Origin of the sequence: Hymenobacter aquaticus, from assembly GCF_004765605.1 — a bacterium.
GTDB classification, from domain to species: Bacteria; Bacteroidota; Bacteroidia; order Cytophagales; family Hymenobacteraceae; genus Hymenobacter; species Hymenobacter aquaticus.
Genome location: NZ_SRLC01000001.1, coordinates 249,848 through 272,291, shown reverse-complemented (window position 1 = coordinate 272,291; position 22,444 = coordinate 249,848). Strand labels below are relative to the sequence as shown.

The window sequence follows — 22,444 nt, the reverse complement described above, 5'->3', positions numbered from 1 at the left end:
GTGACATAAGGATGTCACGCCCGTGACATAAGGATGTCACAGAAGTAGGGCCGGCCAGGATAGTAGCGTGAACGGTGTAGTTCGCGGGCCAGAACGACCTTGACGGCGCGGGGCACGCGAACTACGCCGTTCGCGCGAGCTGTGGCGCGGCTACCACTGAAGACCAACGCCGCGCAAATCCGGCCGATCCGAAAAATCCGTCGAATCCGTGGTTATCTTTGCCCCCGTGAGGAAATCAGCTAAAAACATTCCCGCGGAGCTGCTCCGCGAAGTCGAAATTACCGACATGGTGGCCGAGGGCAAGTGCCTGGTGCGCCGCGACAACCTGGTCATCTTCGTGACCGGCGTAGCCCCCGGCGACGTGGTGGACCTGCGCGTGACCAAGGCCAAGAAAACCTTCCTGGAGGCCGTAGCCACCAAGTTTCATAAGTACTCCGACCTGCGCGTGGAGCCTTTCTGCCAGCACTTCGGCACCTGCGGGGGCTGCAAGTGGCAGCACCTGGGCTACGACACCCAGCTCAAGTTCAAGCAGCAGCAGGTGCAGGATAATCTGCAGCGCATCGGCAAGGTAGCGCTGCCCGCGCTGGAGCCCATTCAGCACTCTCCGGCCCTGCAATACTACCGCAACAAGCTCGAATACACCTTCAGCCACAACGGCTGGCTGACCAACGAGCAGATTCAGGCCGGCGAGCAGATCGAGCGGCGGGTGCTGGGCTTCCATACCCCGGCCCGCTTCGACAAGATCATCGACGTGCAGCACTGCTGGCTGCAGCCCAACCCCTCGAACCAGATCCGGCTGGCCATCCGCAACTACGCCCTGGAGCACGACTTGCCCTTCAACAACCTCGTGACCCAGGAAGGCTTCCTGCGCAACCTCATCATCCGCACGGCCAACACCGGCGACCTGATGGTGATTCTGCAGTGCTATTACGCCCACGAGGCCCTGTTTCCGCTGCTGGATTTCGTGCAGGAGCAGTTCCCCGAAATCACCTCGCTCAACTACGTGCTCAACAACAAGGGCAACGAAACCTTCCACGACCTGGACGTGGTCTGCTACAAGGGCGAGCCCCACATTCACGAGCAGATGGAGGATTTGCGCTTCCGCGTGGGGCCTAAGTCGTTCTACCAGACCAACTCCGACGGGGCCTACAACCTGTATAAGCTCACCCGCGAGTTTGCTGGCCTCACCGGCTCCGAACTAGTGTACGACCTCTACACCGGGGCCGGCACCATTGCCAACTTCGTGGCCCGGCAGGCCCGGCACGTGGTGGGCGTCGAGTACGTGGAGTCGGCGGTGAAAGACGCCTATATCAACTCCGAAATCAACGGCGTGACCAACACCGAGTTCTACGCCGGCGACATGAAGGACGTACTCAACGCCGAGTTCATCCAAAAGCACGGCCGCCCCGACGTGGTCATCACCGACCCGCCCCGGGCCGGCATGCACCCCGACGTGGTGGCCCGCCTGCTCGAAATGCGCGCCCCCCGCATCGTCTACGTCAGCTGCAACCCCGCCACCCAGGCCCGGGACCTGGAGATGCTCGACGAGGCATATCAGGTGACGCGCGTGCGGCCGGTGGATATGTTCCCGCATACCCACCACGTGGAGAACGTGGTGCTGCTGGAGCTGAAGTAAGATGCGGAAGGACGAATGGGCAGCAGCCATTGCCACCGGGCGGCTGAGGCACAAGCGGGATTGGCCCGGCAACGTAGTCGGCCTGTTAACCGTCTCGGTTGGCTGGATTGCCTGGTTGTTCCTGCTGTTTCAGCGAAATGGAGAAATAGGCAACCGCCTGGGGTTGTTCTGCCTGGCAGCCGGTAGCTTACCTCTTTATGCTGTTTACTGCCTTCGACAAGAAAACCGGCTGACTCCAATCGAATCCAAAGCGGGTGCCGATGCCAATAGAAAACTTGTTGTTGCAGCGTTTCAGGCGCTTGGCTGGACCACGTATGTTGATACGGCCACCGTTGTCACCGCCGGAGCTACCAATAAAAGCTGGATAGGCGCCGGGCAAACGGCCACTGCCCTACTCGACCAGAACATGATTTACCTCAACGTCATCCACGGCAGTGCACAGAAAGGCCGACTTCCTTTCTATTTTGGCTCAAACCAGCGGAAGCTAAAGCAGTTGCTAACTACTATCCAGACGTTGCAAGTCTCGCCCGAACATCAACACTAAGTAAGCAATGGACTACGCCAACGACCCCGAACTGAACGGCAAATACTTGGGCACCATCTCCAAGGACTTTGCTATGGTGTCCGACACCATCATGGAAGCCTCTTCCCAGGTGCGGAAGATGGACCTTTCGAAGTACCCGATTTTCATCTTCGCCAAGCGCGAAATTCCCCTGGGCAGCCTCTTGGTCAATGCCGACGAGGCCAACCTGGAGTGGCACGTGTTTGCCTCCTACCTGGAGCTGTTCGTGCAGCAGGGCATCGTAGGGGCCGAGGGCATCGAGGCCTTCCAGCAAACTTACAAGGACCCCAACGAGTACTGCTGCCTGTTCGTGCTCGACGAAGACTTCACCAACTTCGTGTTCATTCCCTACCCGGAAGATTAAAAATTCATTTACCCAATAGAACGGTCATGTCGACCAACGGGAGACATCTCGCGTGCAGTAGTAATCAAATTACCATTGCACGCGAGATGTCTCCCGTTGGTCGACATGACCGTTTTGGGAGTGGCCTAAAAGTGCTGCCAACCCTGGGCGCGCAGCGGAATGGGCTGGCCCTGCTTGGTAATCAGGTTGACCCCGTCGCTGGCGTCGGTCATGTGGCCGAGCACGGTGATGTCGGGGTGGTTCTTGATTTTGTCGTGGTCCTTGAGCGGGATGGTGAAGAGCAGCTCGTAGTCCTCGCCGCCGTTGAGCATGCACATGATGGGGTCGAGCTGGAACTCCTCGGCCACTTCCAGCATGGGGTTGGCGGCGGGCAGGTTTTCGGAAAACACCCGCGCCCCGGTGCCCGAGGCCTTGCACAAATGCAGCACCTCGGAAGCCAGCCCGTCGGATACGTCGATCATGCTGGTGGGCACCACGCCCAGGTCGCGCAGCTCGTGAATCACGTCCATGCGGGCCTCGGGGCGCAGCTGCCGCTGCAACACGTAGGGGTATTTGCTCAGCTCGGGCTGCATGTCGGGGTCGGCGCTCCAGGCGGCTTTTTCGCGCTCCAGCACCTGCAAGCCAAGGAAAGCGCCGCCCAGGTCGCCGGTTACGCAGAGCAAATCGTTGGGCTGGGCCCCGCTGCGGCGCACGGCCTGCCCGTGCGGCACCTGGCCCAGAGCGGTGATGCTGATGGTCAGGCCGCCGCGGCTGGCGGTGGTGTCGCCGCCCACCAGGTCCACGTTGTAGGCCTCGCAGGCCAGGCGCATGCCTTCGTAGAGCTCATCAATGGCCTCCACCGAGTAGCGGCTGCCGATGGCCAGGCCCACTACCAGCTGGGTCGGCGTGGCGTTCATGGCGGCAATATCCGACACGTTGACGGCCACGGCCTTGTAGCCCACATGCTTGAGCGGGCAGAACGTTAAGTCGAAATGGACGCCTTCGACCAGCAGATCGGTGCTGACCACGAGGTCGTGGCCGGCTTCGGGGGCCAGAATGGCCGCGTCGTCGCCGATGCCGAGGCGGGTGCTGGGCTGGCGCAGGGTCACGGTTTCCTGAATCCGGCGAATCAGGCCAAACTCTCCAAGGTTTTCCAGGGGGGTGATGTCACTCATAGCAGGCAAAAGTACGGCGCTGAACGGATAGAATACTGCAACTGGTACGGATTTGCCGCCGGCCGCGCCGAGAATCAGCGGCCGGCCTGTCGTAACCACCCCGGCCGCCGGAGGTTTGCCCGGGTTTTGCTTTACCTTTTTGATCATGCGTAAAAACGTAAAGCAAAATCATCACCGATTTGCTCTCCCTTTTTGGAGAGTTGCAAAAAGGGAGAGCAAACCGAGGCAGTCCGCCACTGGCTGGCGAAGCACGGCATAAGCCTGGCTCGGTATTATGCTATGGGCCGTAAAACGGCGGCATTGGCCCCTTAGGCCGGCTTTGAATATTATACCCCGGCTCGTCACTCCTAAATTCCGCGCAACTTTCCGGGCCACGGAATATTTTAGGGATTATTGACGTTTTTGCCGCTATGAAACTCTACCTGTCCATGGCCGTGCTCGTGCTGCTGAGCAATCTGAATTCCTGCAAAACCGACCGTTCCAACAAAGTACTTGACCCCGTTTCGCCGGCCGCGGCCAAAGCCCAGCTCGACGTGCTGCGCGACTCCGTGGACAGCCGCTGGACCCGCATGACGGCCAGCGACGACGCCAAAATAAAGGCCACGGCCCAGGTGCTGCAAGCCCTGGAAAAGCAGCCGGGCGCCGACAAAGCTCAGCTTAAAGCCCTGGTGCGGGCCAACAACCAGCTGCTCGTCCGCCGCTACGACCAGCAAAGCATGAGCTCCTCGCCCCGGATTGACGCCTACGACACGGCCCAGGACTCGGTGCTGCGCGCCGTGTACACCCTGGCCCAGCCCGCCGCCGGCCAGCCCGACGCGACCGTGCAGCAGCTCACCACCGACATCCAAACCGCCGACAGCGAAGTAGTGGGCTACCGCCTGCGCTACGACCAGGCCGCCAAGCAGTTCAACAACTACCTCCAGCTCCATCAGGAAGCACTCAGCAAGCTCGGCGGCAAGTACAAGCAGTTGCAGCAGCTGCCCCTGTTCGAGCTGAAGGAGTAGTTAGTTGGCAGTTGCTTGTTGTTCGTTGTTAGGTCTGTCATCCTGAACGGAGCAGAGCGGAGTGAAGGACCTTCCTCACCTACCCCACTGCCGTGCTTACCAACGCAAAAAGCCCTTTACCAGCACATGGTAAAGGGCTTTTTACGTTTACTGAAGCTTGTCACTTATCGGAGGAAGGTCCTTCGCTCTGCTCAGGATGACAAACGTTGCTTCTACTTACAGCTTGGCCATTTCCTCGCGCACGAAGTCGGCCAGGGTGCGCAGGTACTCGGTGCTGAAGTCGAAGCGGATGCCGGCGGCGGCGTAGATTTCGCCGATGGGCGCGGTGTAGCCCAGGGCCAGGGCGCGCTTGTAGGCGTCGAGGCCCTGCTGCGGATTCTGGCGGAAGTTGCGCCACACGGCAATGGCGCCGAGCTGAGCCATGGCGTACTCGATGTAGTAGAAGGGCACTTCGTAGAGGTGCAGCTGCTTCTGCCAGAGGTAGGGCTTGTAGTTTTCCAGCCCTTGCCAACTCACGGTGCGCTGGTTGAACTCGTCGAAGGTGCGCGTCCACTGGGCGTGGCGCTCGTCCTCGGTGTGCTCCGTGTTTTCGTACACCCAGTGCTGGAATTTGTCGATGGTAGCCACCCAGGGAAAGGTTTCCAGCACGCTTTCGAGGTGGGTTTTCTTGGCCCGGCGCAGCTCGTCGGCATCGGGGAAGAACAGGTCCCACTGGTCCATCGAAATCAGCTCCATGCTCATCGAGGCCAGCTCGGCCACCTCGGACGGCGGGTGCTTGTCGGCCGACAGCGGCAGGGAGCGGGTCAGGAAGGAATGCACCGCGTGGCCGCCCTCGTGCAGCATCGTAATAACGTCGCGCAGGGAGGAGGTGGCGTTCATGAAGATAAACGGCACGCCGGTTTCGTCGAGCGGGTAGTTGTAGCCGCCCGGGGCCTTGCCCTTGCGCGACTCTAGGTCGAGGTGGCCCATCTGCCGCATGGTTTTCAGGCAGTCGCCCAGGTACGGGTCGAGGCGCTGAAACACGGTAATGGTTTTTTCCAGCAGCTCCTCCCCCGTTTCGAAGGGCCGCAGCGGGGCTTTGCCGGTCACGTCCACGTCGAGGTCCCAGGGGCGCAGCTCGGCCAGCGCCAGATCCTGCCGCCGCTCCAAGTCGAGGTCGTCGATGAGGGGCACCACGGTTTCCCGGATGGCGCGGTGGAAGGCAAAGCAGTCCTCGGCCGTGTAGTCGAACCGGCCCAGGGCGGCAAACATATAGTCGCGGAAGTTGGCAAAATCCGCGTTGCGAGCCATCTGGTGGCGCAGCGTCACCAGGTCGGTAAAGAGCTGGTCGAGCGGCTGGGAGTCCTGGAGGCGGCGCTGCTGCACGGCCCGGTAGGCTTCCTCGCGCACGGCCCGGTCGGGGCTTTTGAGGCGGTCGGCGGCCCGGGGCAGGGTCATTTCCTCGCCGTCGAGCGTGACGGTCATGGCCCCCACGGTGGCGGCGTACTGCTGCTGCTTGGTACTAATTTCGGTTTTGAGCGGGATGTTCTCGGGCCGGTAGATTTCCAGGGCCTGCCGCACCGAGCGCACGAAAATGCGGTAGCGCTGCGGGTCGAGGCCTTCCAGGAACTCCGAGCCCATCATTTTCTCGTTCAGGGCGTGGTCGTAGGGGGCCACGTTGGGTTCAATCTCGCTCACGAAGTACTGAAACGAGTCGGCCCGCTGCTGGTCCTGGGTGTCGCAGGTCATGCGGATGTAGCGCCAGGCGAGGTCTTCGCTCAGCACGCTTTCCAGCTCCGAGCGGTCGAGCAGCCAGCGCTCCAGCTCCCGGGCCGAAGCCAGGGGCCGGTCGCGCAGCTCCACAAAATACGGTTCGAGTGATTCCCAGTCGGTTACGGAGAAAGACTCGGGCAAATACTGACGCGGCGGGCGCTGCGTATCAGTGGCCGAAGCAAGGGCAGGTTCGGGGGCGGTATTCATCATGAATAGCAAGATACGTCGGGAGACGAAAGATTGCGCGCTAACCTTCGGAACAGCTTTAGCCAGCGGCGGAAGAAAGAAAAAACAACACCAGAAACTCTTCCCGATGCGTAACCTGGTTTCTACGCGCCACCGGGAAAAGTCGTTGGCTTATTCCGGGCGGAAAGTGCGGCAGAAAATAACCGGACAGCAGCGGGGAAAGTTGGTTGAATGGGGAAATAGATAGAAAGAACGTCATGTCGACCAGCGGGAGACATCTCGCGTGCAGTAGTAACTTAATTACCGTTGCACGCGAGATGTCTCCCGCTGGTCGACATGACGTTGTGTTTTAGGCTGGCTTCGCCGGCTAGTCGACTTCGATAACCACGTCGTCGGTGACGGGGTGGCCCACGCAAAGCAGCACGTAGCCCTGCTTCATTTCGGAGTCGGACAGGCCTTCGCGCTCATCCAGGTGCACTTTGCCCGAGAGGCACTTGCCGCGGCAGGCGGTGCAGAGGCCGGCCTGGCAGCTGTAGGGTAGGTCGATGTCCTGGTCGAGGGCGGCTTCCAGAATGGTCTGGCTGGGCTTTACCTCCAGCTCGTACTCGGCACCCTCGTAATGAATGGTGACGGTGCGGGCCGTGATTTTGTCGTCGGCGGCGTCCGACACGTCGCCGTGGCCGTTGGGCTGGCCGGCGGCGGCTTCAATGGTTTCGGCGGCGGCCACGAAACTCTCGCGCTGAATGCGGGCGGCGGGCACCCCGAGCAAATCGAGGGCGGCGCGGGCTTCGGTCATCATGCCCTCGGGGCCGCAAAGGTAGTACTCGGCCTGCTGGGCCGGAAACTGGTGGCGCTGCTCCAGAATGCGCAGCAGCATGGTGCGGTTGAGGCGGCCGGTGTGGCGGTGGCCCGACGTGGGGCTGCTGGGCTGGCTGAACACGTGCTCGACCTGCAGCCGCCCGCCGGCCTGATTCTCCAGCTGCTGGAGCTGCTGGCGGAAAATCACCGATTCCTCGGTGCGGTTGCCGTACACGAGCAGCACGTGGCTGCGGGGCTCGTCGCGCACCACGGCCTTGAGGATGGACATGAGCGGGGTGATGCCGCTGCCGGCCCCGACCAGCACGATGCTACGGGCCGCCTGGGGGCTAGTTTTGAGCGTGAAGTTGCCCAGCGGTGCCATTACCTCCAGCTGCTGGCCCACCTTCACCGTGTCGAGCAGGTAGTTGCTGACCAGGCCGCCGGTCACGCGCTTCACCGTGACCGAGAGGCGCGGCGCTTCCGAGGGCGTGCTGCTGAGCGAGTAGGCGCGGCGCTCCTTTTTGCCGCCGGGGCCGCAGGGCAGAATCAGCGTCAGGAACTGGCCGGGCTCACAGGCCACGGGCTGGCGGTCGGGCCGTTCGAGGTGAATGGTGGCGGCGTCGGCGGTTTCGTGGGTGATTTCCACGACGTTAAGCATCAGGTAGGGGCTGCTCATCGGGGCAAAGAACTTCGGGGATTGGAAAGGTAGAATCGGGACAAACCGTGGCGCTGGGGCGACGGGCGTGCAAAGTACGGCAAATGGGGCGGCTTGGTCGGCATACCAGAAGGCTTTAGCTTGCGGCCTCGCTCCCACTGCTTTCCGAAATAACGATTTTACCTATGTCTGGTTCCGACCTTTCCGCCCTGCTCGAACGGCATCAGCACGAGTTTGGCCCCGTGCTGCCCGTCGATTTGAACGCCCCCGAAGTAGCCCGCCTCGATTTCACCGCCGCCAACCCCATCCTGGCCACCGCCGACCTGCGCGACACCGCGGCATTCGAAGTGCTGGTGGCCCGGCTGCTGGAAGCGCAGAATGCCCTGATTGGCGTGGGCGGCTACCTCGAAGACCGGGTTATCTACCGCCGCAGCCCCGGCCAGTTTGGCGACCCGGCCCAGCAGGCTCGCTCCCTGCACCTGGGCGTCGATGTATGGCTGCGGGCCGGCACGCCGGTGCTGGCGCCGCTGGCCGCCACCGTGCACAGCGTGGCCGACAACGACCATTTCGGCGACTACGGCCCCACCGTGATTTTGCAGCACGAGCTGGAAGACACTACCTTTTATACCCTCTACGGCCACTTGGGCCGGGCCGAAGTGGCGCTGCTGCGCCCGGGCATGCTGCTAGAGAAAGGCGAAAAGTTTGCCGAGGTGGGCCCCCACCCCGAAAACGGCGACTGGCCACCCCACCTGCACTTCCAGATTATTGCCAACATGCTGGGCCGCGAAGGTGACTTCCCCGGCGTGGCCGCCCCCGCCGAGCGCGAACAGTGGGCCAAGCTCTGCCCCGACCCGAATTTGATTCTGCAAAGTCAGGTATTGGCGGCGGCTGGCTAAAACCTAGCTGTAACGCGAAGTTCCACTTCGCGAATCGTGTGCGCCAGTACAATGACTGTCGTTCAACGATTCGCGAAGTGGAACTTCGCGTTACAGGTTCCCGCTTCTACACCCGCCGGGCCTGGGGCTTGAGTGAGGTCAGGTCGCCGATGCGGATGGGCTGGCCGCTGTCGATGCTTTTGCGGGCCGCAATGCCAACCAGCACGGCCAGGGCCCCGTCGCGGCTGCGGGCGGCCTGGCGGAAGGGGTCCTGGCCATCGGGCGCGAAGATTTGCTTGCGCAGGCGCACGTCGCCGCCGCCGTGGCCTTCCTCGGTGTTGGGAATCTGGATCAGCTCCCGCTGGCCGAAGTTGGTCGTGACCTGGATTTCGTCGTAGCGCTCGGCTTCCCAGGGCTGCTTTTCTTTGATCCAGGCGTCGATTTTGCCCTTGGTGCCATTAAAGGAAATCCGGTAGCCCTCGTAGGGCGAGTAGGTGGTGAGCGAGTAGCTGACCTGCACCTGGTTGGCGTACTTGATCTGCACGGCCATTTTGTCGAAGATGTCCACGTCTTCGCGCCACACGCAGCCGTCCCGGTGGTAGCCGTCGTACTTTTCGTTGTCGACGTAGATCTTGGTCAGGCGCTCATCCTTGGTGATGTCCCAGTAGAACTGGCACTTGCCTTTGTGCGGGCAGGGCCGGCAGTGGGAGTGGCGGAAGCTGTTGTTTTTGCCGTAGAAATTCAGCTGCCCGTTGCCGTACACCTCCTCCGGGTCCGAGTCGAGCCACCAGTTGAGCAGGTCGAAGTGGTGGGAGGCCTTGTGCACCAGCAGCGAGCCGCTGTTTTCGCGGCGGCGGTGCCAGCGCCGGAAGTAGTCGGCCCCGTGGTACACGTCGAGGTACCAGTGGAAGTCGGCCGAGGTGATGGTGCCGATGACGCCAGAGCGCAGCAGCTCGTAGAGCTTCTGGCGGTGGGGCGAGTAGCGGTAATTGAACGTGACCATCACCGTTTTGCCGGTGCGCCGCTCGGCCTGCAGAATGGCTTCGCACTTCTGCTCGTCGGTGGTCATGGGCTTTTCCGTGACGATGTTGGCCCTATATTCCATACCCTTGATGATGAACTCGTTGTGGGCAGCATCCACGGTGGTTACAATCAGCAGCTCGGGCTTGGTCTGCTTCATCATCTGGTCGAAGTCGGTGAAGGTGGGGCACTTCACGCCCAGCATCTTCTTGCCCGTAGCCACCCGGCCGGGGTTGATGTCGCAGAGGCCCACGAATTCGATTTGGTCGCCAAACTCCTTGAGCACGGACGTGCCCCACATGCCCAGCCCGCGGTGGCCGGTGCCCACCATCGCCACGCGCTTGCGGGAGCCGGCCAGGGCCGCGGCCAGGGCCGCGGCCAGGGCCGCGGCCAGGGCGTTATCAGTCAGCAGCGTACCGGCCAGGGCGGTGCCGGTGGTTTGGAGGAAGGTTCGGCGCAGCATGGGAATGGCAGGGTTAGGAAGAGCGAAGCATGGAAACACGCTGAAGCTGCCGGTATTTCCGCTGATTGGGAAGCGCCGGCGCGTTTTTATCTATGCAAACGTTCCCGGCAACGTTGTCAGGTTGGGATGGTGCAGTGCCAGCTTCCCGGCTGTCATCCTGAGCTTTGGCGAAGGACCTTCCTACCCTACCGCCGCTCGCGCCAACGCAAAAAGCCCTTTACCACCGCAGTAGTAAAGGGCTTTTTTGGGTTGAATCAGGCTTGTCACTCAGGCAAGGAAGGTCCTTCGCCAAGGCTCAGGATGACAAACGAGGCAAGGCGGCTTAGTCGAACTTGATGGCCGCCACCGGGCGGATGCGCGAAATCAGGTAGGTGGGAATGAGCACGGCCAGCAGAGAGGTCAGGAAGGTGGCCACGTTGAGAATGAGGACCATCGTGGGGTCCCAGAAAATCGGCACCCGGTCCATGTAGTAGTTCTCGGGGTCCAGCGGAATCGGGTGGAAAAAGTACTGGATGGCGCAGAAGCCCAGCCCGATGAGGTTGCCGTAGAGCATGCCGCGCAGCGTGAGGCTCAGGCCCCGGTAGAAAAACATGCTGCGGATCTGGTTGTCGGTGGCGCCCAGGGCCTTGAGCACGCCAATCATGTTGGTGCGCTCCAGAATCATGATAAAGATAGTGGCCACCATGTTGAACGTCGCCACGAAGATGATCAGGATCAGGAAGATAACCACGTTGCGGTTCAGCAGCTTCAGCCAGTCGAACAGCTGGGCGTACTGATCCGTGATTTTGTCCAGCTTGAGGTCGTAGCGCAGGTTTTCGTACATGTTGTCCGAAACCGGGTCGAGCTGGTTGAAGTCCTTGAGCACGACTTCCACCCCGCCCACCAGCGAGTCGGGCCAGGCGTTCAGCTCCCGGATCTGGCGGATGTCGCCGATGATGTAGACCTCATCGAACTCGTCGAGGCCGGTCTGGTAAATGCCGCGCACGTTGAACTTGCGCACCCGGGGCGGGTTCTGGATAAAGTAGAACAGGGCTTCGTCGCCCACTTTCAGGCGCAGCTTGTCGGCCACTTTGCGACTGAGCAGCACGTCGTTGCTGGCCGCCGAGTCGGGGAAAGCCAGGAACTTGCCGGCCACCAGGTTTTCGCGCATCGGCGAGATGCCGTCTTTCTCGTCGATGCCCTTGAGCACCACGCCCAGCACTTCCTCCTTGGTCTTGATGATGGCCGTTTTGCGGGCAAACGACTGGGTCGACTTCACCTGCTTGAAGCGGTGCAAGTCCTTGATCAGCCGCGGCCCGCCGATGGGCTCAACCTCCAGAGAATTGTTGGTGTCGTACTTGCTGACTTGCAGGTGGGCGCCAAAGGAAAAGATCTTGCTTTGAATCTCGTTGCGGAATCCTTCCAGGATGGCAAACGACACAATCATGACGGCCACGCCCAGCGCAATGCTGATAATGGCTATTTTTGTCACCGACGAGGTAAAAGACCCGGTGTCGGCTCCGTCAATCTTATTGGATATGTACCGCGAGATGTTCACTGGCGTAAAGCTACGCGTCTACGTTCAGTTTCCTAGCTTCGTTTCCTGATGGCATCTTCTATCTTCTGTGGCCTGCTCGGCTTCGCGCTCTTCGTGGGCTACTGCACGCCCTCCCCGGCCCGGCTGGCCACGCCCGACCGGGCGCCCGAAACGGCCGCGCAAACGGCCCCGCCGGCGCCGGCGGGCCTGCAAATGGGCGCGGCGCAGTTTGGCAAGTATCTGCCGCTGCTGCAAGGCAAGCGCGTGGGTCTGGTCGTGAATCAAACGTCATTGGTGGGCCGCACTCACCTCGTGGACACGCTGCTGAGCCAGGGCGTGCAGGTGAAAGCCATTTTTGCCCCCGAGCACGGCTTTCGGGGAGAAGAAGCCGACGGGGCCACCATCAAGGACGGGCGCGACACCCGCAGCGGGCTGCCGGTGAAGTCGCTCTACGGCAAAAGCAAGAAGCCCTCGGCGGAAATGCTGGCCGACGTGGACGTGCTCATTTTCGACATTCAGGACGTGGGCGTGCGGTTTTACACCTTTATCAGCACGATGCACTACGTGATGGAAGCCGCCGCCGAGCAGGGCAAGAGCGTCATCGTGCTGGACCGGCCCAACCCCAACGGCTTCTACGTGGATGGGCCCGTGCTGGAGCCCCAGCATAAGTCGTTCGTGGGCATGCACCCCATTCCGGTGGTGCACGGCCTGACGGTGGGCGAGCTGGCCCAGATGATCAACGGCGAAAAGTGGCTGGCCGGCGGCAAGCAATGCCCCCTGACGGTGGTGCCAGTGGCGGGCTACACCCACGCTACGCGCTACGAGCTGCCGGTGCGGCCCTCGCCCAACCTGCCCAACGCCCACGCGGTGCTGCTCTACCCCACCATCTGTTTGTTTGAGGGTACCAACGTGAGTGTGGGCCGGGGCACGGAGGCACCCTTCGAAATGATAGGCGCGCCGACTCAGCCCACTTCCCGGCCCTTCAGCTTCACGCCCCACCCCACCACCGGCTCGCCCCAGCCGCCGCTGAACGGACAGAAATGCTACGGCCAGGACTTGCGCAAGCTCTCCGCGGCTGAATCCGGCGGCTTCACCCTGCGCTACCTGATTGACTTTTACCAGCAGAGCACGGCCAAGGACAAGTTCTTCGGCAAGTACTTCGAGCAGCTCACCGGCACCAACTCGTTGCGGGAGATGGTGGTGGCGGGCAAATCGGAAAAGGAAATCCGCAAGAGCTGGGAGCCGGCGCTGGGGCAGTACAAGGCGCTGCGCAAGAAGTATTTGCTGTACCCGGATTTCAAGTAAAACTCACGCAGGGTCTCGCAGTAGGCGGCGCGGTGTCTCGCAGTGTCGCCCCAGCGGGCCACTGCGTAATCCACTGCGAGACACTGCGTGAAATACTACATATGCTACGAATAGTCTTCATGGGCACGCCCGAGTTTGCCGTGCCTACCCTCGAAACCCTGCTTACCTGGTCCGGCTGCGAAGTGGTGGCCGTCATTACCGCGCCCGATAAGCCCGCGGGCCGGGGCCGGCAGCTGGCTGAGTCGGCGGTGAAGCAGGCGGCGGCGGCCCACGGCCTGCCGGTGCTGCAGCCCACGAATCTGAAGGCGCCGGAGTTTCAGCAGGAGCTGCGCGGCTACGCGGCCGATTTGCAGGTGGTAGTCGCCTTCCGGATGCTGCCCGAGGCCGTGTGGAACATGCCGCGGCTGGGTTCTATCAACATTCACGCTTCACTCCTGCCCCAGTACCGCGGGGCGGCGCCCATCAACTGGGCCCTGATTCAGGGGGAAAAGCAAACCGGCGTCACGTCGTTTTTCCTGCAGCACGAAATCGACACCGGCAACCTGATTTTCCAGGACGTGGTGCCCATTGCCGACGACGACGACTTCGGCGCGCTCTACGAGAAGCTCAAAGCTGCCGGGGCCCGGCTGGCGTTGCGCACCGTGCAGGCTATTGCCGCCGGCACCGCGCCCAGCATTCCGCAGACTACGGGCCAGGAGCTGAAATCCGCGCCTAAAATCCAGAAGGAAACCGGCCGCCTTGACGCGGCGCAGCCCGCCGCGGCGCTGGTGAACCTGGTGCGGGGCCTGTCGCCCATTCCTACGGCCTTCACCCAGCTGCCCGACGGCCGCACGCTCAAGATTTTCAAGGCCAAAGCGCTAGACGAAACCAAGCCCGCCGCGCCCGGCACCTGGGCTACCGACGGCCGCACCTACCTGCGCCTGCACACCGGCCAGGGCCAGCTCGACCTGCTCGACGTGCAGCTGGAAGGCAAAAAGCGTATGCCCGTGGTTGAGTTTCTGCGCGGTTTCAACGCTGCCGTCTTAAACGCCCCGACCGTATGATAGCCTTAGTGGTAGCCGTAGCCGATAACGGCGTGATTGGCCGGGACAATCAGCTGATCTGGCACTTGCCGGATGATCTGAAGCACTTTAAGCGCCTGACGCTGAACCACCCAATTATCATGGGCCGGCGCACGTTTGAAGCCATTGGCCGGCCCCTGCCCAAGCGGCGCAACATCGTGGTAACGCGCCAGGCCGACTGGCAGGCAACAGGCTGCGAGGCCGCGTTTTCCATTGCCGACGCCCTGGAAACGGCCCGCACCACCGATGAAAATATCTTCGTGATTGGGGGCGGCGAAATCTACCGCCAGGCCCTGCCGATGGCCGATACGGTGTACCTGACCGAAGTGCACCACGACTTTGAGGGCGACGCGGTGTTTCCGGACCTGTTGCCGGGCGAGTGGCGCGAGGAAACCCGGGAGCGGCACGAGCCCGACGACCAGCACGCCTATGCCTTTAGCTTCGTCACGCTTCGGCGGCGGTAGTTACCGGAGCGGCAGCAGTGGCTTGCGGCTGGGCAGCGGGCCGGAAAAACCGGTCGTAGAGCCACTGCGCCAGCCGGATGCCGGGCAAATCGACCACTCGATACATGGCGTAGGACGTCAGCCCGAGCACGGGCAGGGTGGCCAGCACCGTGAGGGCGACGCTGGCATCGTAGCCGAATTGTGCCCGCAGGGCTAGAAACACGGCACTGGAAAACGAGCCCAGCACCAGAAAGTGCAGCAGGTAGAGCGAAAAGGAAACAGCGCCCAGGCCGCGCAGCCAGCGCCGGCCCAACAGCCGCTGCAACCCAGGCAGGGCAAACACGCCCAGCAGCAGCAGCGCCGCCCCCAGCAGGTGCCACACCTGAATAGCCCGCTCGTTGCCCAGCCAGTCGGGTTGCAAAAACCAGTAGATGGTGTCCTGCACCCGCACCAGGTCGGCCGTGGGGTACGAGCCAAAAAACACGGCACCCAGCAGCAGCAGGCTACCCACGCCTACGCCCCGGGGCAGCCCGCCCGGCGCGTGGTGCCGCCAGTCGTTGAGCCAGACGCCAAGAATAAAGCCGGTGTAGTAGAAGTTAAGCTCGGAGACGCTCAGCACCAGAATAGCCGCAGCGTACACCCAGGCCCGGTGCCGCACCGCACCGAAAAACGCCAGCAGGGCAAACACGATAAAGGAGCCGAACAGCTCGATGCTCAACGTCCAGAAAACCGGGTTGTAGCCCGATTCGCCGCCCAGCGGAATACCCACCGCCAGATCGTGCAGAATTTGCTTGAGGCCCGGCAGCTCGGCCCAGTACTCGCCGAAGCGCCGGGCCCCGGTGATTTCGGCCACTTCCGTGTTGCGGTACGCCCCGGCCACCCACAATGCCAGGGCTACCAGGGCCGCAAACAGCACCGGCAGCATCAGGCGCACGTAGCGGCGGCAGGCCTGGGACCGAAGCACTTCCAGCTGCCCGGTCCGCCAGAATTTCTCACTGAGCACCAGGCCGCTGAGCACAAAAAACAGGCAAACGGCAAAGTTGCCGCCAATCAGGAGGTTGAGCGGGGTGCTGGCTACGGCTTGCTCCACGCCCCCACCCCAGTGGGCCGAGTAGGCGTCGCCGGAAAGCATGGTGGGGTAGAAAAAGCCGGCCAGGTGGTGAATAACGACCACGGCGGCGGCCAAGCCGCGCAGGCCATCGAGGTAGCCCAGGGCGTGAGCCGACGAAACAGACCGGAGTGCGGGCATACGGGGCGAAACGACGGTTAGGGATGCAGCAGAATCTTGCCGGTGCTTTGCCGGCTTTCCAGCAAACGGTGCGCCGCCGGCCCCTCACTAAGCGGGAAAGCAGCCGTGACAACCGCCTGCAGCTGACCGCCGCGCACCAGCTCAAACAAGGCCGCGGCCCGCTGCTCCCGCTCGGCGCGCGAAGTCAGGTAGTTCCACAGGTCACCGCCGGTCAGGGTCAGGGAACGGTCCATCAGCTGGCGCGGGTCCACGGGGGCCGGGTCGCCGCCGGCCATGCCGAAAAACACCACCGTGCCCCGCACCCGCGTCACGGCCAGGCTCTGGGCCAGCGTGCTGCCCACCGATTCGTAGACCACCTCGACGCCGCCGGCCGCCCCGCAATAGTCGCGCACGGCGGCTTCCCACGCGTCCTGGTACAGAAAAACGGCGTCGGCGCCGGCGGCCAGGGCCTGCTCCCGCTTGGCCGGGCTCGACGTCAGGCCAATGACCTGCCCGCCCCGGGCTTTGATGAACTGCGTGAGCAGCTGCCCCACCCCACCGGCTACGGCGTGCACCAAGGCCACCGTGCCGGGCCCCACCGGGTAGCTGTCGGCGGTGAGGTACTGCGCCGTCAGGCCCTGGAGCAGCAAGGCCGCGGCCTGGTCGAAGGCAATATCGTCGGGCAGGGGAATGACGTGCTCCACGGGCACGCGCATCACCTCGGCGTTGGAGTGCGGCACGTCGGCGCAGGCAATGCGCTGGCCTACATGCAGGTGGGTTACGTCGGGGGCCACGGCCAGAATTTCGCCGGCGGCCTCGTAGCCCAGAATGTAGGGTGGCTCGCCCACCAGGTGGTAGTTGCCGTAGCGCCGGTAGATGTCAGCGTAATTGAGGCCAATGCTTTTGACTCGCATTAATACCGTGCCGGGCAACAGCTCAGGCCGGGGCACCGGGCCGTAGCGCAGCACCTCGGGGCCGCCGAAGGTTTCAAAGAACAAGGCGTGCATGCCAGCAGATTCGGTCATAAAGCAGCAGAAAGAGCAGTGGAACACCGGAAAACGAACGGGGCCGCAAAGTAAGCGAGGCAGCCGGATTTGGCCGCCTCGCTTCGGTAATCGGTACGCTTCGCGGCAGCCCTAGCGCAGCAGCACGAGCTTGCCCCAGTTGTTCTTGAAGGCCTTGTCGGCGGCGGTGGCGCGCTGCTCAAACTTGCCCGCCGCGTCGTCCAGCACCACCCGGTACAGATACGTGCCGTTGGCCAGCCGGTCGCCGTACTCGTCCGTGCCGTCCCAGTGATAGGCCGTCACGTTGGTGCCGATGCGCAAGGGCCCCAGCTCGGCCATCAGAATCTGGCGCACGACTTTGCCCGTGAGCGTCAGGATCTGGATCTTGAGGTTGCGCGGCAGCGCTTCGCCCGTGAGGGTAAAGACGAACTGGGCCGAGCGGGTGATGGGGTTGGGGTAGGGAAACACGTGGCTGATGCTGCTGGCGTTGACCACTTCGAAGCCCACGCGGTAGTTCTCGGCCCCGGCGGCCCGGCCCGAGGCGTCGCGCCCCTGCACCTCCAGCGTGTAGAGCCCATCCGCCAGCGGTGCGTCGCGGCCGGGTTCGTACTCTACCTGGGCGCTGCCCTTGGCCGGCTCGGCAGTGAATCTGACGTTGGCGGCGTTTAAATCGACCTTTTTCGTTTCCTTGTTCGGATAGGTCAGTACCAGGTCGAAGGCGCTGCGCTCCATGCCGGGGCGGCGTTTGTCCTCATCGGTAAGCAGCACGGTGATGGTGGGGCGGGGCGAGACGATGTCGCCGTTGAGAATGTGCTGCCCATCGAAGGCCACGTCCAGCACCGGCGGCACGCTGCGGTCCTCCACCTGGAATGCGGGAATCGTCAGCTCATTGTTAAAGTAGAACACTTCCGGTAGCCGCCCACCGTTTTTGGCCGCATTCAGCGTCACAGTGCCCGTAATGGAGCCGTAGAGGTCGAAGGCACTTATTCTGGCGTCGAAGGCCACCGTGCCGTTGGCACCCAGGGCGGGCAGGTCGATTTCCTTGCTGATTTCCTTGGTGGCGTTGCGCAGCGTAAACACCGCCTTCAGCGGCGTGCCAAACGGCAGCCCGCTCACGTTCTGGAAAATCACCGGCACGGTCAGGTATCCGGTGTCCGTTACCTGTTTGGCCAGGGCGGTGGGGTCGTAGGCGGTGGGTGTTTTAGCCACCACCGAGTCGCGGCGCACGATGCCCTCGGGCAGACCCTGGTACGTCACCAAGAGCTGCCTGAGCTGCGGGGCCGTGCGCTGCAGCGTGTCCTTGAGCACCACTTCCAGCTGCAAATACGGATAGTCTTTGGCTGAAACCCCATTCAAGGAGTACGGCCCGCGGGGCACGCTGGCGTTGAGCACCCGGCGCGTGCCGTCGGGGGCAATGCCCAGCAGGCGCAAGGTGTAGCTGTCGGTGGGCTCCTGCTTGAGGGTGTGCACCAGCGTGGTCCACTGCTGGGCCGGGCCGATGCGCGGGGAAGTCACCACCCCGCTGCCGCCCTTGGTGGCCAGCGTGCCGCGCAGCGAGACGACCTGCTCGGCCCGCGGCACCGTGCTGCCCACATCCGCCGTGGCTTCCTGGGCGACGGGCGCGCCGCCGGTTTTGTGCGCAAACAAGGCGTACGGGTCGCCGTCCTGCAGCTGGTTGATTTTCTGCGAGCCTAAGGCCGTCAGGGCAGTTTTCAGGGCTGGCGAAAACGAGCTGAAATCCACCTTATTAATCGAAACCAGGGCCACGTAGGCGCCCGTCGGCACCTGATTCAGCAGAGCCAGCAGCTGCGCCTGGCGGGCCGGGGTGTTGATGTTGTCGGTGGCACTCCGGGCGAAATGGTAGTAGCGGTTGGTGGCCGTTCCGCAGGAATCGTAGGGGCCGGCCCCCAGGCTGCGCAGGGGCCGCAGGGAATTACCATCGTACACGGCCACCAGAAGATTGGGGAAAGCAATGCCGCAATCCTCGGCATACACCGGCTCGGTGTCCAGCCGGATACCGTAGCCCGGCTCGTACGTAACCCCGCCGGAGCCGCCGCCGCGGGTTTGCAGGGTCAGGCTTTTGGTGATGTCAGAGAAGCTCCACTTGCCCGAGGGCGCGGCCACCTCCACGCGCTGCCGCTGCGAGCGGCTGAACTGCCCGTGGTGGGCCTGCGACCAGCCCCCAAGGCTAGTGGGAATCACGCGGAACGAGCTAGTCACCCACTCCGTATTCTCCGTGGGCGTGAGCTTGCTCTCGAAGCGCATGCGCCAGTACCAGACCACACTGTCGCGCCCGGCCAGCACCGGCAGCGTGGGCCGCCAGTCGGCCAGCAGCGCGGCCTGGATGCTGGTGCGCTGCAGCAGCGGGCTGGAGAAGCTCAGCGTCGTATCGGCTTCGAGCAGGAACGTGCGCCGGGGGCCCAGCGGGTCGTTGGTCTGCCCCACCAGCCGGGGTTTAGCGTTGGTGACAATGGCAAACTCGGGCGGGTTGAGCAGGGTGATGCCCTCCTGCAAAAACGAAAAGCTCGTCGAAGCTTGGTTGTTGGTTTCATCCAGCTCGGCCACTTTATTTTGGTCGTCCAGGGTAACGGTGAAGATGCTGGTACCAAAGACCTTGGCCGGGCTCTGCGGATTGGGCAATACGAAGGTGTAGGTGGTGTCGCCGAGGGCCAGGGGCTGGGGCTGGGCCCGGAAAAAGTAGACGTCGGCCGGGCGGTTGTCGGACGTCAGCGGGTCGTACTGGCGCTGAATCCGGAAGTCCAGCTTGTCGCCGGTGGCCTTGCCCGGGTTTTTCACCCGCACCAGCAGCTTGTAGCTCGCCGATTTGGCCCGCACCGGCTCCGTGCCGTCGGGCCTGATTTCCAGGGCCGGAGCGCCAAAGGCAAAGTCGGGCCGCAGGGGCGAATACAGGCGCAGGGCCGGGTCGGCGTGCCACACCGTGTTCATCCAGCTGCTGACCGCGCCGGGGTCGGGCGTGCCCCGCCGCTGCAGGCGGCGCACGGCCTCGCTCTGGGCCTCGGCCACGGGCTTGCCATACCAGGCGGCATCGTTGAGCAGCACATCATACAGCTCCGTTTGCAGGGTATGCACGTCGCCCTCGCCGCCCAAGTCCGACTCGGCCATCAGACCGACCAGGCCTTTCTGGTCGGCCAGCAGCCACTGCTGGGCGTAGCGGGCCGGCTGGCCCCGGAAGGTGTTGCCGGCCGCGCAGCCGCTCACAAACATGACCGGGTACTTCTCCACGTTGTTGTAGCCGTTGGAGGGGTTGTTGATGTCGCCCAAGTCGAGCTGCAGAATATCAGGCTGCCCGTGCCCGAAATAGGTAATCAGGGACAAGCCGGCGTTCAGGTCGGCCGCAATGTTTTTGGTTGAAACAATGCCCGCGGTGCCGTAGCTATTCACCACTTTGCCCGCGAAAGGCCGCTTTTCAATCTGGGCCTTATACTGGTCCAGCCGCAGGGCAAAGCGGGCGTATTCCGCCTCGGTCTGGGCGCCCAGCAGGTTCAGGGCATTTTTGCGCCAGGGCTGGGTTTCGAGTGAGGCGTCCAGCTGGCTTTCGTGCTGCCGCAGCTTGGTCAGGTAGGCCAGCACGTCGGCCGGGGTGTTGGCCGCAATGCGGCCGGTGGCCATGCGGGCGGCGTAGTCGTTGCGGGGCCAGTCGGCGGTGAAGAAGGCATCAGAGCTGCCGCGCGTGCTCGTGGGCACTAGGTCGCGGGCGGCGGGGTCGGCGCTGGTCAGCCGGTAGCGCTCCGGGTCGCTGCGCAGGTATACGTAGTCGTCTTCCAGCTTCCCGTTTACCAGCACTTTCACGGTGTTCACCTCCTGCGGCGAAATGCCCTGGCCCAGCAGCAGCAGGTACTTGGGCTGGGGGTTGGTGAGCATGTAAAGGGCAAACTGCCGGATGGCCAGCGCCGACTTCTCCCCGTAGTGAAACTGGTCGTAGAGCTCCTCGCTGGTCACGATGAGCGGGGTGAAGCGGGCGGCCCGGTAGGCGGCGTAGTCGCGCACGGGGTCGGCCGAGGTGCCGGTGGGCTTCATCAGCACCGGGCTGGTTACAATCAGGTAGTTGTAGGCGGCCGGGTTGATGGTGCGGAACTGCACGCGCCGGGCTGGCGGCGGCACCCGGGCCCAGGTCAGATCGGTGAGCAGCAGCTGACGGGTAGCGGCGGCCGTGGCATTGGGAAACACAAACGTGCGCTGCAACCCGCTGCCGACACCCACGATGCGCTGCACGTTGTAGGGGTCGGTTACGTCGTAGCCGCACACCGAGGCCGGGATATTATCCAGCTGATAAAAGGCCGGGGCCGCACCCAGGGTGGAGTCGTTGGAGAAGCTCACCTCGCGGCGGCCGGTGGGCCAGGCGCTGGCCGAAGGGTAAATCAGGCGCAGGTACACCATCCGGAACCAGTTCTTGGCACCCGGGTTCACGGCATTGTTGATGTCGGTAATGATACCGATGCGCCCATTGGGATACACGTCGGAGCGCAGAAAGGGGTAGCTCAGCTTGCGCTGCTCGAAGCCTTGCAGCACCACCGGCGGCCCCAGCGGCCGGGTCACGATATCCTTGTCGGTGGAGGTGGTTTGCTGGGCCGAGGTCGTCAGCTCGTGCGGCCCGCTGCTGGACCCGGTCATCAGCATTTCGACCCGGGGCGAAGGGCCGCCGCTGGGTAGCATGTCCGACAACGTATCGGGCGCCCAGGAGGCCATACGCGACTGGTGGTTGCTGCCCGTGCCCCGGCCGTAGCTGTAGGACATAAACCCCTCCCCCGCCTCGCCCCAGGGTTGGTGAACGGTGGTTTCAGTATTCTCCGCGAAACGCTCGTTGCGGATAAACAACCGGTTTTTAATCCAATACGGGTGCTTGCCGCCAACGGGGCTCAGGGCGGGCTGGGCCATGCGCTTGCCGTTGGCCGTGGCCGAGACCGTGAGAAAGTAGGCCGCCGTGTCGGTGTAGAGGCTGTAGAGCCGCTGGGCCTGCTCGGCCGGGTTCTTGTACATGCCCTTGTCCAGGGCCCCGTCGTTGCGCTGCCCATAGAACTCCACGTAGCTGGTGGCATCCAGCCCCGTCGAGGAAGTGCCGCCCACGTAGATGGCCACTTCCCGGCCCCGGCGCCAGAGCTGCAGCCGCTGCGGGTTGGTCGTGCTGCCCAGCCCGGCCCGGGTCAGGTACTGGTAGTCGAGGCGGTAGAGCCCGTCCTGGTCCACTTTAATCTTGTAGTAGGCCTGCCCCGGCACGAGCCACTCGTTGCCGTACGGGCCCGATTGCGCCTGCGCGCCCCGGCTGGTCAGCAGCAGCAGTAGAAATATAAAGCCAAACCAGCGCGGGAAAGAATCAAACCGGTAGAAACGGGACATATAAGATGCAGGCAAGTTGTTGTAGTACTACAAAGAAAAACAGGCAGCCGGACTTGACTGCCT

Annotated in this window: 17 protein-coding genes; 8 read left to right on the top strand and 9 right to left on the bottom strand. The window is 63.1% G+C overall.

Annotation, left to right across the window (positions count from 1 at the left end; all coding sequences use genetic code 11):
* Positions 1-226 precede the first annotated feature (226 nt).
* From rlmD to E5K00_RS01145, 3 genes are read left to right on the top strand one after another with little or no spacing between them, the layout of a single operon-like run.
* The gene (rlmD, locus tag E5K00_RS01155) at positions 227-1,636 is read left to right on the top strand and encodes a 23S rRNA (uracil(1939)-C(5))-methyltransferase RlmD (protein ID WP_135460848.1); all 1,410 of its coding nucleotides are present in this window, start codon (positions 227-229) and stop codon (positions 1,634-1,636) included.
* Position 1,637: 1 nt separating this feature from the next.
* Positions 1,638-2,180 (top strand): hypothetical protein, encoded by a 543-nt coding sequence (locus tag E5K00_RS01150; protein WP_135460846.1) that lies wholly within the window; start codon positions 1,638-1,640, stop codon positions 2,178-2,180.
* A 7-nt stretch (positions 2,181-2,187) separates the two neighbouring features.
* Entirely contained in the window at positions 2,188-2,562 is a 375-nt protein-coding gene (locus E5K00_RS01145) for a hypothetical protein (protein ID WP_135460844.1), read from the top strand.
* A gap of 125 nt (positions 2,563-2,687) precedes the next feature.
* Here the strand turns inward: E5K00_RS01145 and thiL are convergent, their stop codons facing one another.
* Positions 2,688-3,716, bottom strand: coding sequence for a thiamine-phosphate kinase (gene thiL / locus E5K00_RS01140; protein ID WP_135460842.1), 1,029 nt, complete (start codon positions 3,714-3,716; stop codon positions 2,688-2,690).
* A 410-nt stretch (positions 3,717-4,126) separates the two neighbouring features.
* Here thiL and E5K00_RS01135 point away from each other — a divergent pair, with 410 nt between their 5' ends.
* Complete coding sequence (locus E5K00_RS01135) at positions 4,127-4,720, top strand: hypothetical protein (protein ID WP_135460840.1); 594 nt, start codon at positions 4,127-4,129, stop codon at positions 4,718-4,720.
* A gap of 216 nt (positions 4,721-4,936) precedes the next feature.
* Here E5K00_RS01135 and E5K00_RS01130 read toward each other — a convergent pair whose 3' ends face one another.
* From E5K00_RS01130 to E5K00_RS01125, 3 genes are all read right to left on the bottom strand, one after another.
* Positions 4,937-6,682: a M3 family oligoendopeptidase gene (locus E5K00_RS01130; RefSeq protein ID WP_245328180.1), complete on the bottom strand. Its 1,746-nt coding sequence runs from the start codon at positions 6,680-6,682 to the stop codon at positions 4,937-4,939.
* Positions 6,683-6,737: 55 nt separating this feature from the next.
* Positions 6,738-6,917, bottom strand: a complete 180-nt coding sequence (locus E5K00_RS22705) for a hypothetical protein (protein ID WP_167856695.1) — start codon at positions 6,915-6,917, stop codon at positions 6,738-6,740.
* Between the two features lie 108 nt (positions 6,918-7,025).
* The gene (locus E5K00_RS01125; protein WP_135460838.1) at positions 7,026-8,132 is read right to left on the bottom strand and encodes a ferredoxin--NADP reductase; all 1,107 of its coding nucleotides are present in this window, start codon (positions 8,130-8,132) and stop codon (positions 7,026-7,028) included.
* A gap of 164 nt (positions 8,133-8,296) precedes the next feature.
* On the opposite strand from E5K00_RS01125, the gene E5K00_RS01120 reads away from it, so the two are divergent.
* Positions 8,297-9,007 carry a peptidoglycan DD-metalloendopeptidase family protein gene (locus E5K00_RS01120; protein ID WP_135460836.1) on the top strand — a complete coding sequence of 237 codons (711 nt, stop codon included), beginning with the start codon at positions 8,297-8,299 and terminating at the stop codon, positions 9,005-9,007.
* Between the two features lie 106 nt (positions 9,008-9,113).
* Here the strand turns inward: E5K00_RS01120 and E5K00_RS01115 are convergent, their stop codons facing one another.
* Positions 9,114-10,469, bottom strand: coding sequence for a Gfo/Idh/MocA family protein (locus E5K00_RS01115; protein WP_135460834.1), 1,356 nt, complete (start codon positions 10,467-10,469; stop codon positions 9,114-9,116).
* 322 nt (positions 10,470-10,791) lie between these two features.
* Positions 10,792-11,940, bottom strand: coding sequence for an ABC transporter permease (locus E5K00_RS01110; RefSeq protein ID WP_245328179.1), 1,149 nt, complete (start codon positions 11,938-11,940; stop codon positions 10,792-10,794).
* Between the two features lie 114 nt (positions 11,941-12,054).
* Between E5K00_RS01110 and E5K00_RS01105 the strand changes: the two genes are divergently transcribed.
* The 3 genes from E5K00_RS01105 (at position 12,055) to E5K00_RS01095 (ending at position 14,815) form a co-directional block, all read left to right on the top strand.
* Entirely contained in the window at positions 12,055-13,290 is a 1,236-nt protein-coding gene (locus tag E5K00_RS01105) for an exo-beta-N-acetylmuramidase NamZ family protein (RefSeq protein WP_135460830.1), read from the top strand.
* Positions 13,291-13,391: 101 nt separating this feature from the next.
* The gene (fmt, locus tag E5K00_RS01100; RefSeq protein ID WP_135460828.1) at positions 13,392-14,333 is read left to right on the top strand and encodes a methionyl-tRNA formyltransferase; all 942 of its coding nucleotides are present in this window, start codon (positions 13,392-13,394) and stop codon (positions 14,331-14,333) included.
* Positions 14,330-14,815, top strand: coding sequence for a dihydrofolate reductase (locus tag E5K00_RS01095; protein WP_135460826.1), 486 nt, complete (start codon positions 14,330-14,332; stop codon positions 14,813-14,815). The genes fmt and E5K00_RS01095 overlap by 4 nt, the downstream gene beginning before the upstream one ends.
* Here E5K00_RS01095 and E5K00_RS01090 read toward each other — a convergent pair.
* The 3 genes from E5K00_RS01090 to porU2 all read right to left on the bottom strand — a co-directional run bounded on the left by E5K00_RS01090 (position 14,796) and on the right by porU2 (position 22,381).
* Complete coding sequence (locus E5K00_RS01090) at positions 14,796-16,043, bottom strand: acyltransferase family protein (protein ID WP_135460824.1); 1,248 nt, start codon at positions 16,041-16,043, stop codon at positions 14,796-14,798. The two genes, E5K00_RS01095 and E5K00_RS01090, sit on opposite strands and share 20 nt — an antisense overlap.
* A 17-nt stretch (positions 16,044-16,060) precedes the next feature.
* Complete coding sequence (locus tag E5K00_RS01085) at positions 16,061-17,047, bottom strand: quinone oxidoreductase family protein (protein ID WP_210114263.1); 987 nt, start codon at positions 17,045-17,047, stop codon at positions 16,061-16,063.
* Between the two features lie 111 nt (positions 17,048-17,158).
* Entirely contained in the window at positions 17,159-22,381 is a 5,223-nt protein-coding gene (gene porU2, locus E5K00_RS01080; RefSeq protein ID WP_135460822.1) for a putative type IX secretion system sortase PorU2, read from the bottom strand.
* Positions 22,382-22,444: the final 63 nt, after the last annotated feature.

Coding starts and splice junctions, on each gene's coding strand:
- E5K00_RS01145 (WP_135460844.1), top strand. CDS start 2,188: ATGGACTACGCCAACGACCCCGAACTGAACGGCAAATACTTGGGCACC.
- E5K00_RS01135 (WP_135460840.1), top strand. CDS start 4,127: ATGAAACTCTACCTGTCCATGGCCGTGCTCGTGCTGCTGAGCAATCTG.
- E5K00_RS01085 (WP_210114263.1), bottom strand. CDS start 17,047: ATGACCGAATCTGCTGGCATGCACGCCTTGTTCTTTGAAACCTTCGGC.
- E5K00_RS01130 (WP_245328180.1), bottom strand. CDS start 6,682: ATGATGAATACCGCCCCCGAACCTGCCCTTGCTTCGGCCACTGATACG.
- E5K00_RS01095 (WP_135460826.1), top strand. CDS start 14,330: ATGATAGCCTTAGTGGTAGCCGTAGCCGATAACGGCGTGATTGGCCGG.
- E5K00_RS01090 (WP_135460824.1), bottom strand. CDS start 16,043: ATGCCCGCACTCCGGTCTGTTTCGTCGGCTCACGCCCTGGGCTACCTC.
- E5K00_RS01125 (WP_135460838.1), bottom strand. CDS start 8,132: ATGAGCAGCCCCTACCTGATGCTTAACGTCGTGGAAATCACCCACGAA.
- thiL (WP_135460842.1), bottom strand. CDS start 3,716: ATGAGTGACATCACCCCCCTGGAAAACCTTGGAGAGTTTGGCCTGATT.
- E5K00_RS01150 (WP_135460846.1), top strand. CDS start 1,638: ATGCGGAAGGACGAATGGGCAGCAGCCATTGCCACCGGGCGGCTGAGG.
- E5K00_RS01120 (WP_135460836.1), top strand. CDS start 8,297: ATGTCTGGTTCCGACCTTTCCGCCCTGCTCGAACGGCATCAGCACGAG.
- E5K00_RS01115 (WP_135460834.1), bottom strand. CDS start 10,469: ATGCTGCGCCGAACCTTCCTCCAAACCACCGGCACCGCCCTGGCCGGT.
- E5K00_RS01105 (WP_135460830.1), top strand. CDS start 12,055: ATGGCATCTTCTATCTTCTGTGGCCTGCTCGGCTTCGCGCTCTTCGTG.
- porU2 (WP_135460822.1), bottom strand. CDS start 22,381: ATGTCCCGTTTCTACCGGTTTGATTCTTTCCCGCGCTGGTTTGGCTTT.
- fmt (WP_135460828.1), top strand. CDS start 13,392: ATGCTACGAATAGTCTTCATGGGCACGCCCGAGTTTGCCGTGCCTACC.
- E5K00_RS22705 (WP_167856695.1), bottom strand. CDS start 6,917: ATGACGTTCTTTCTATCTATTTCCCCATTCAACCAACTTTCCCCGCTG.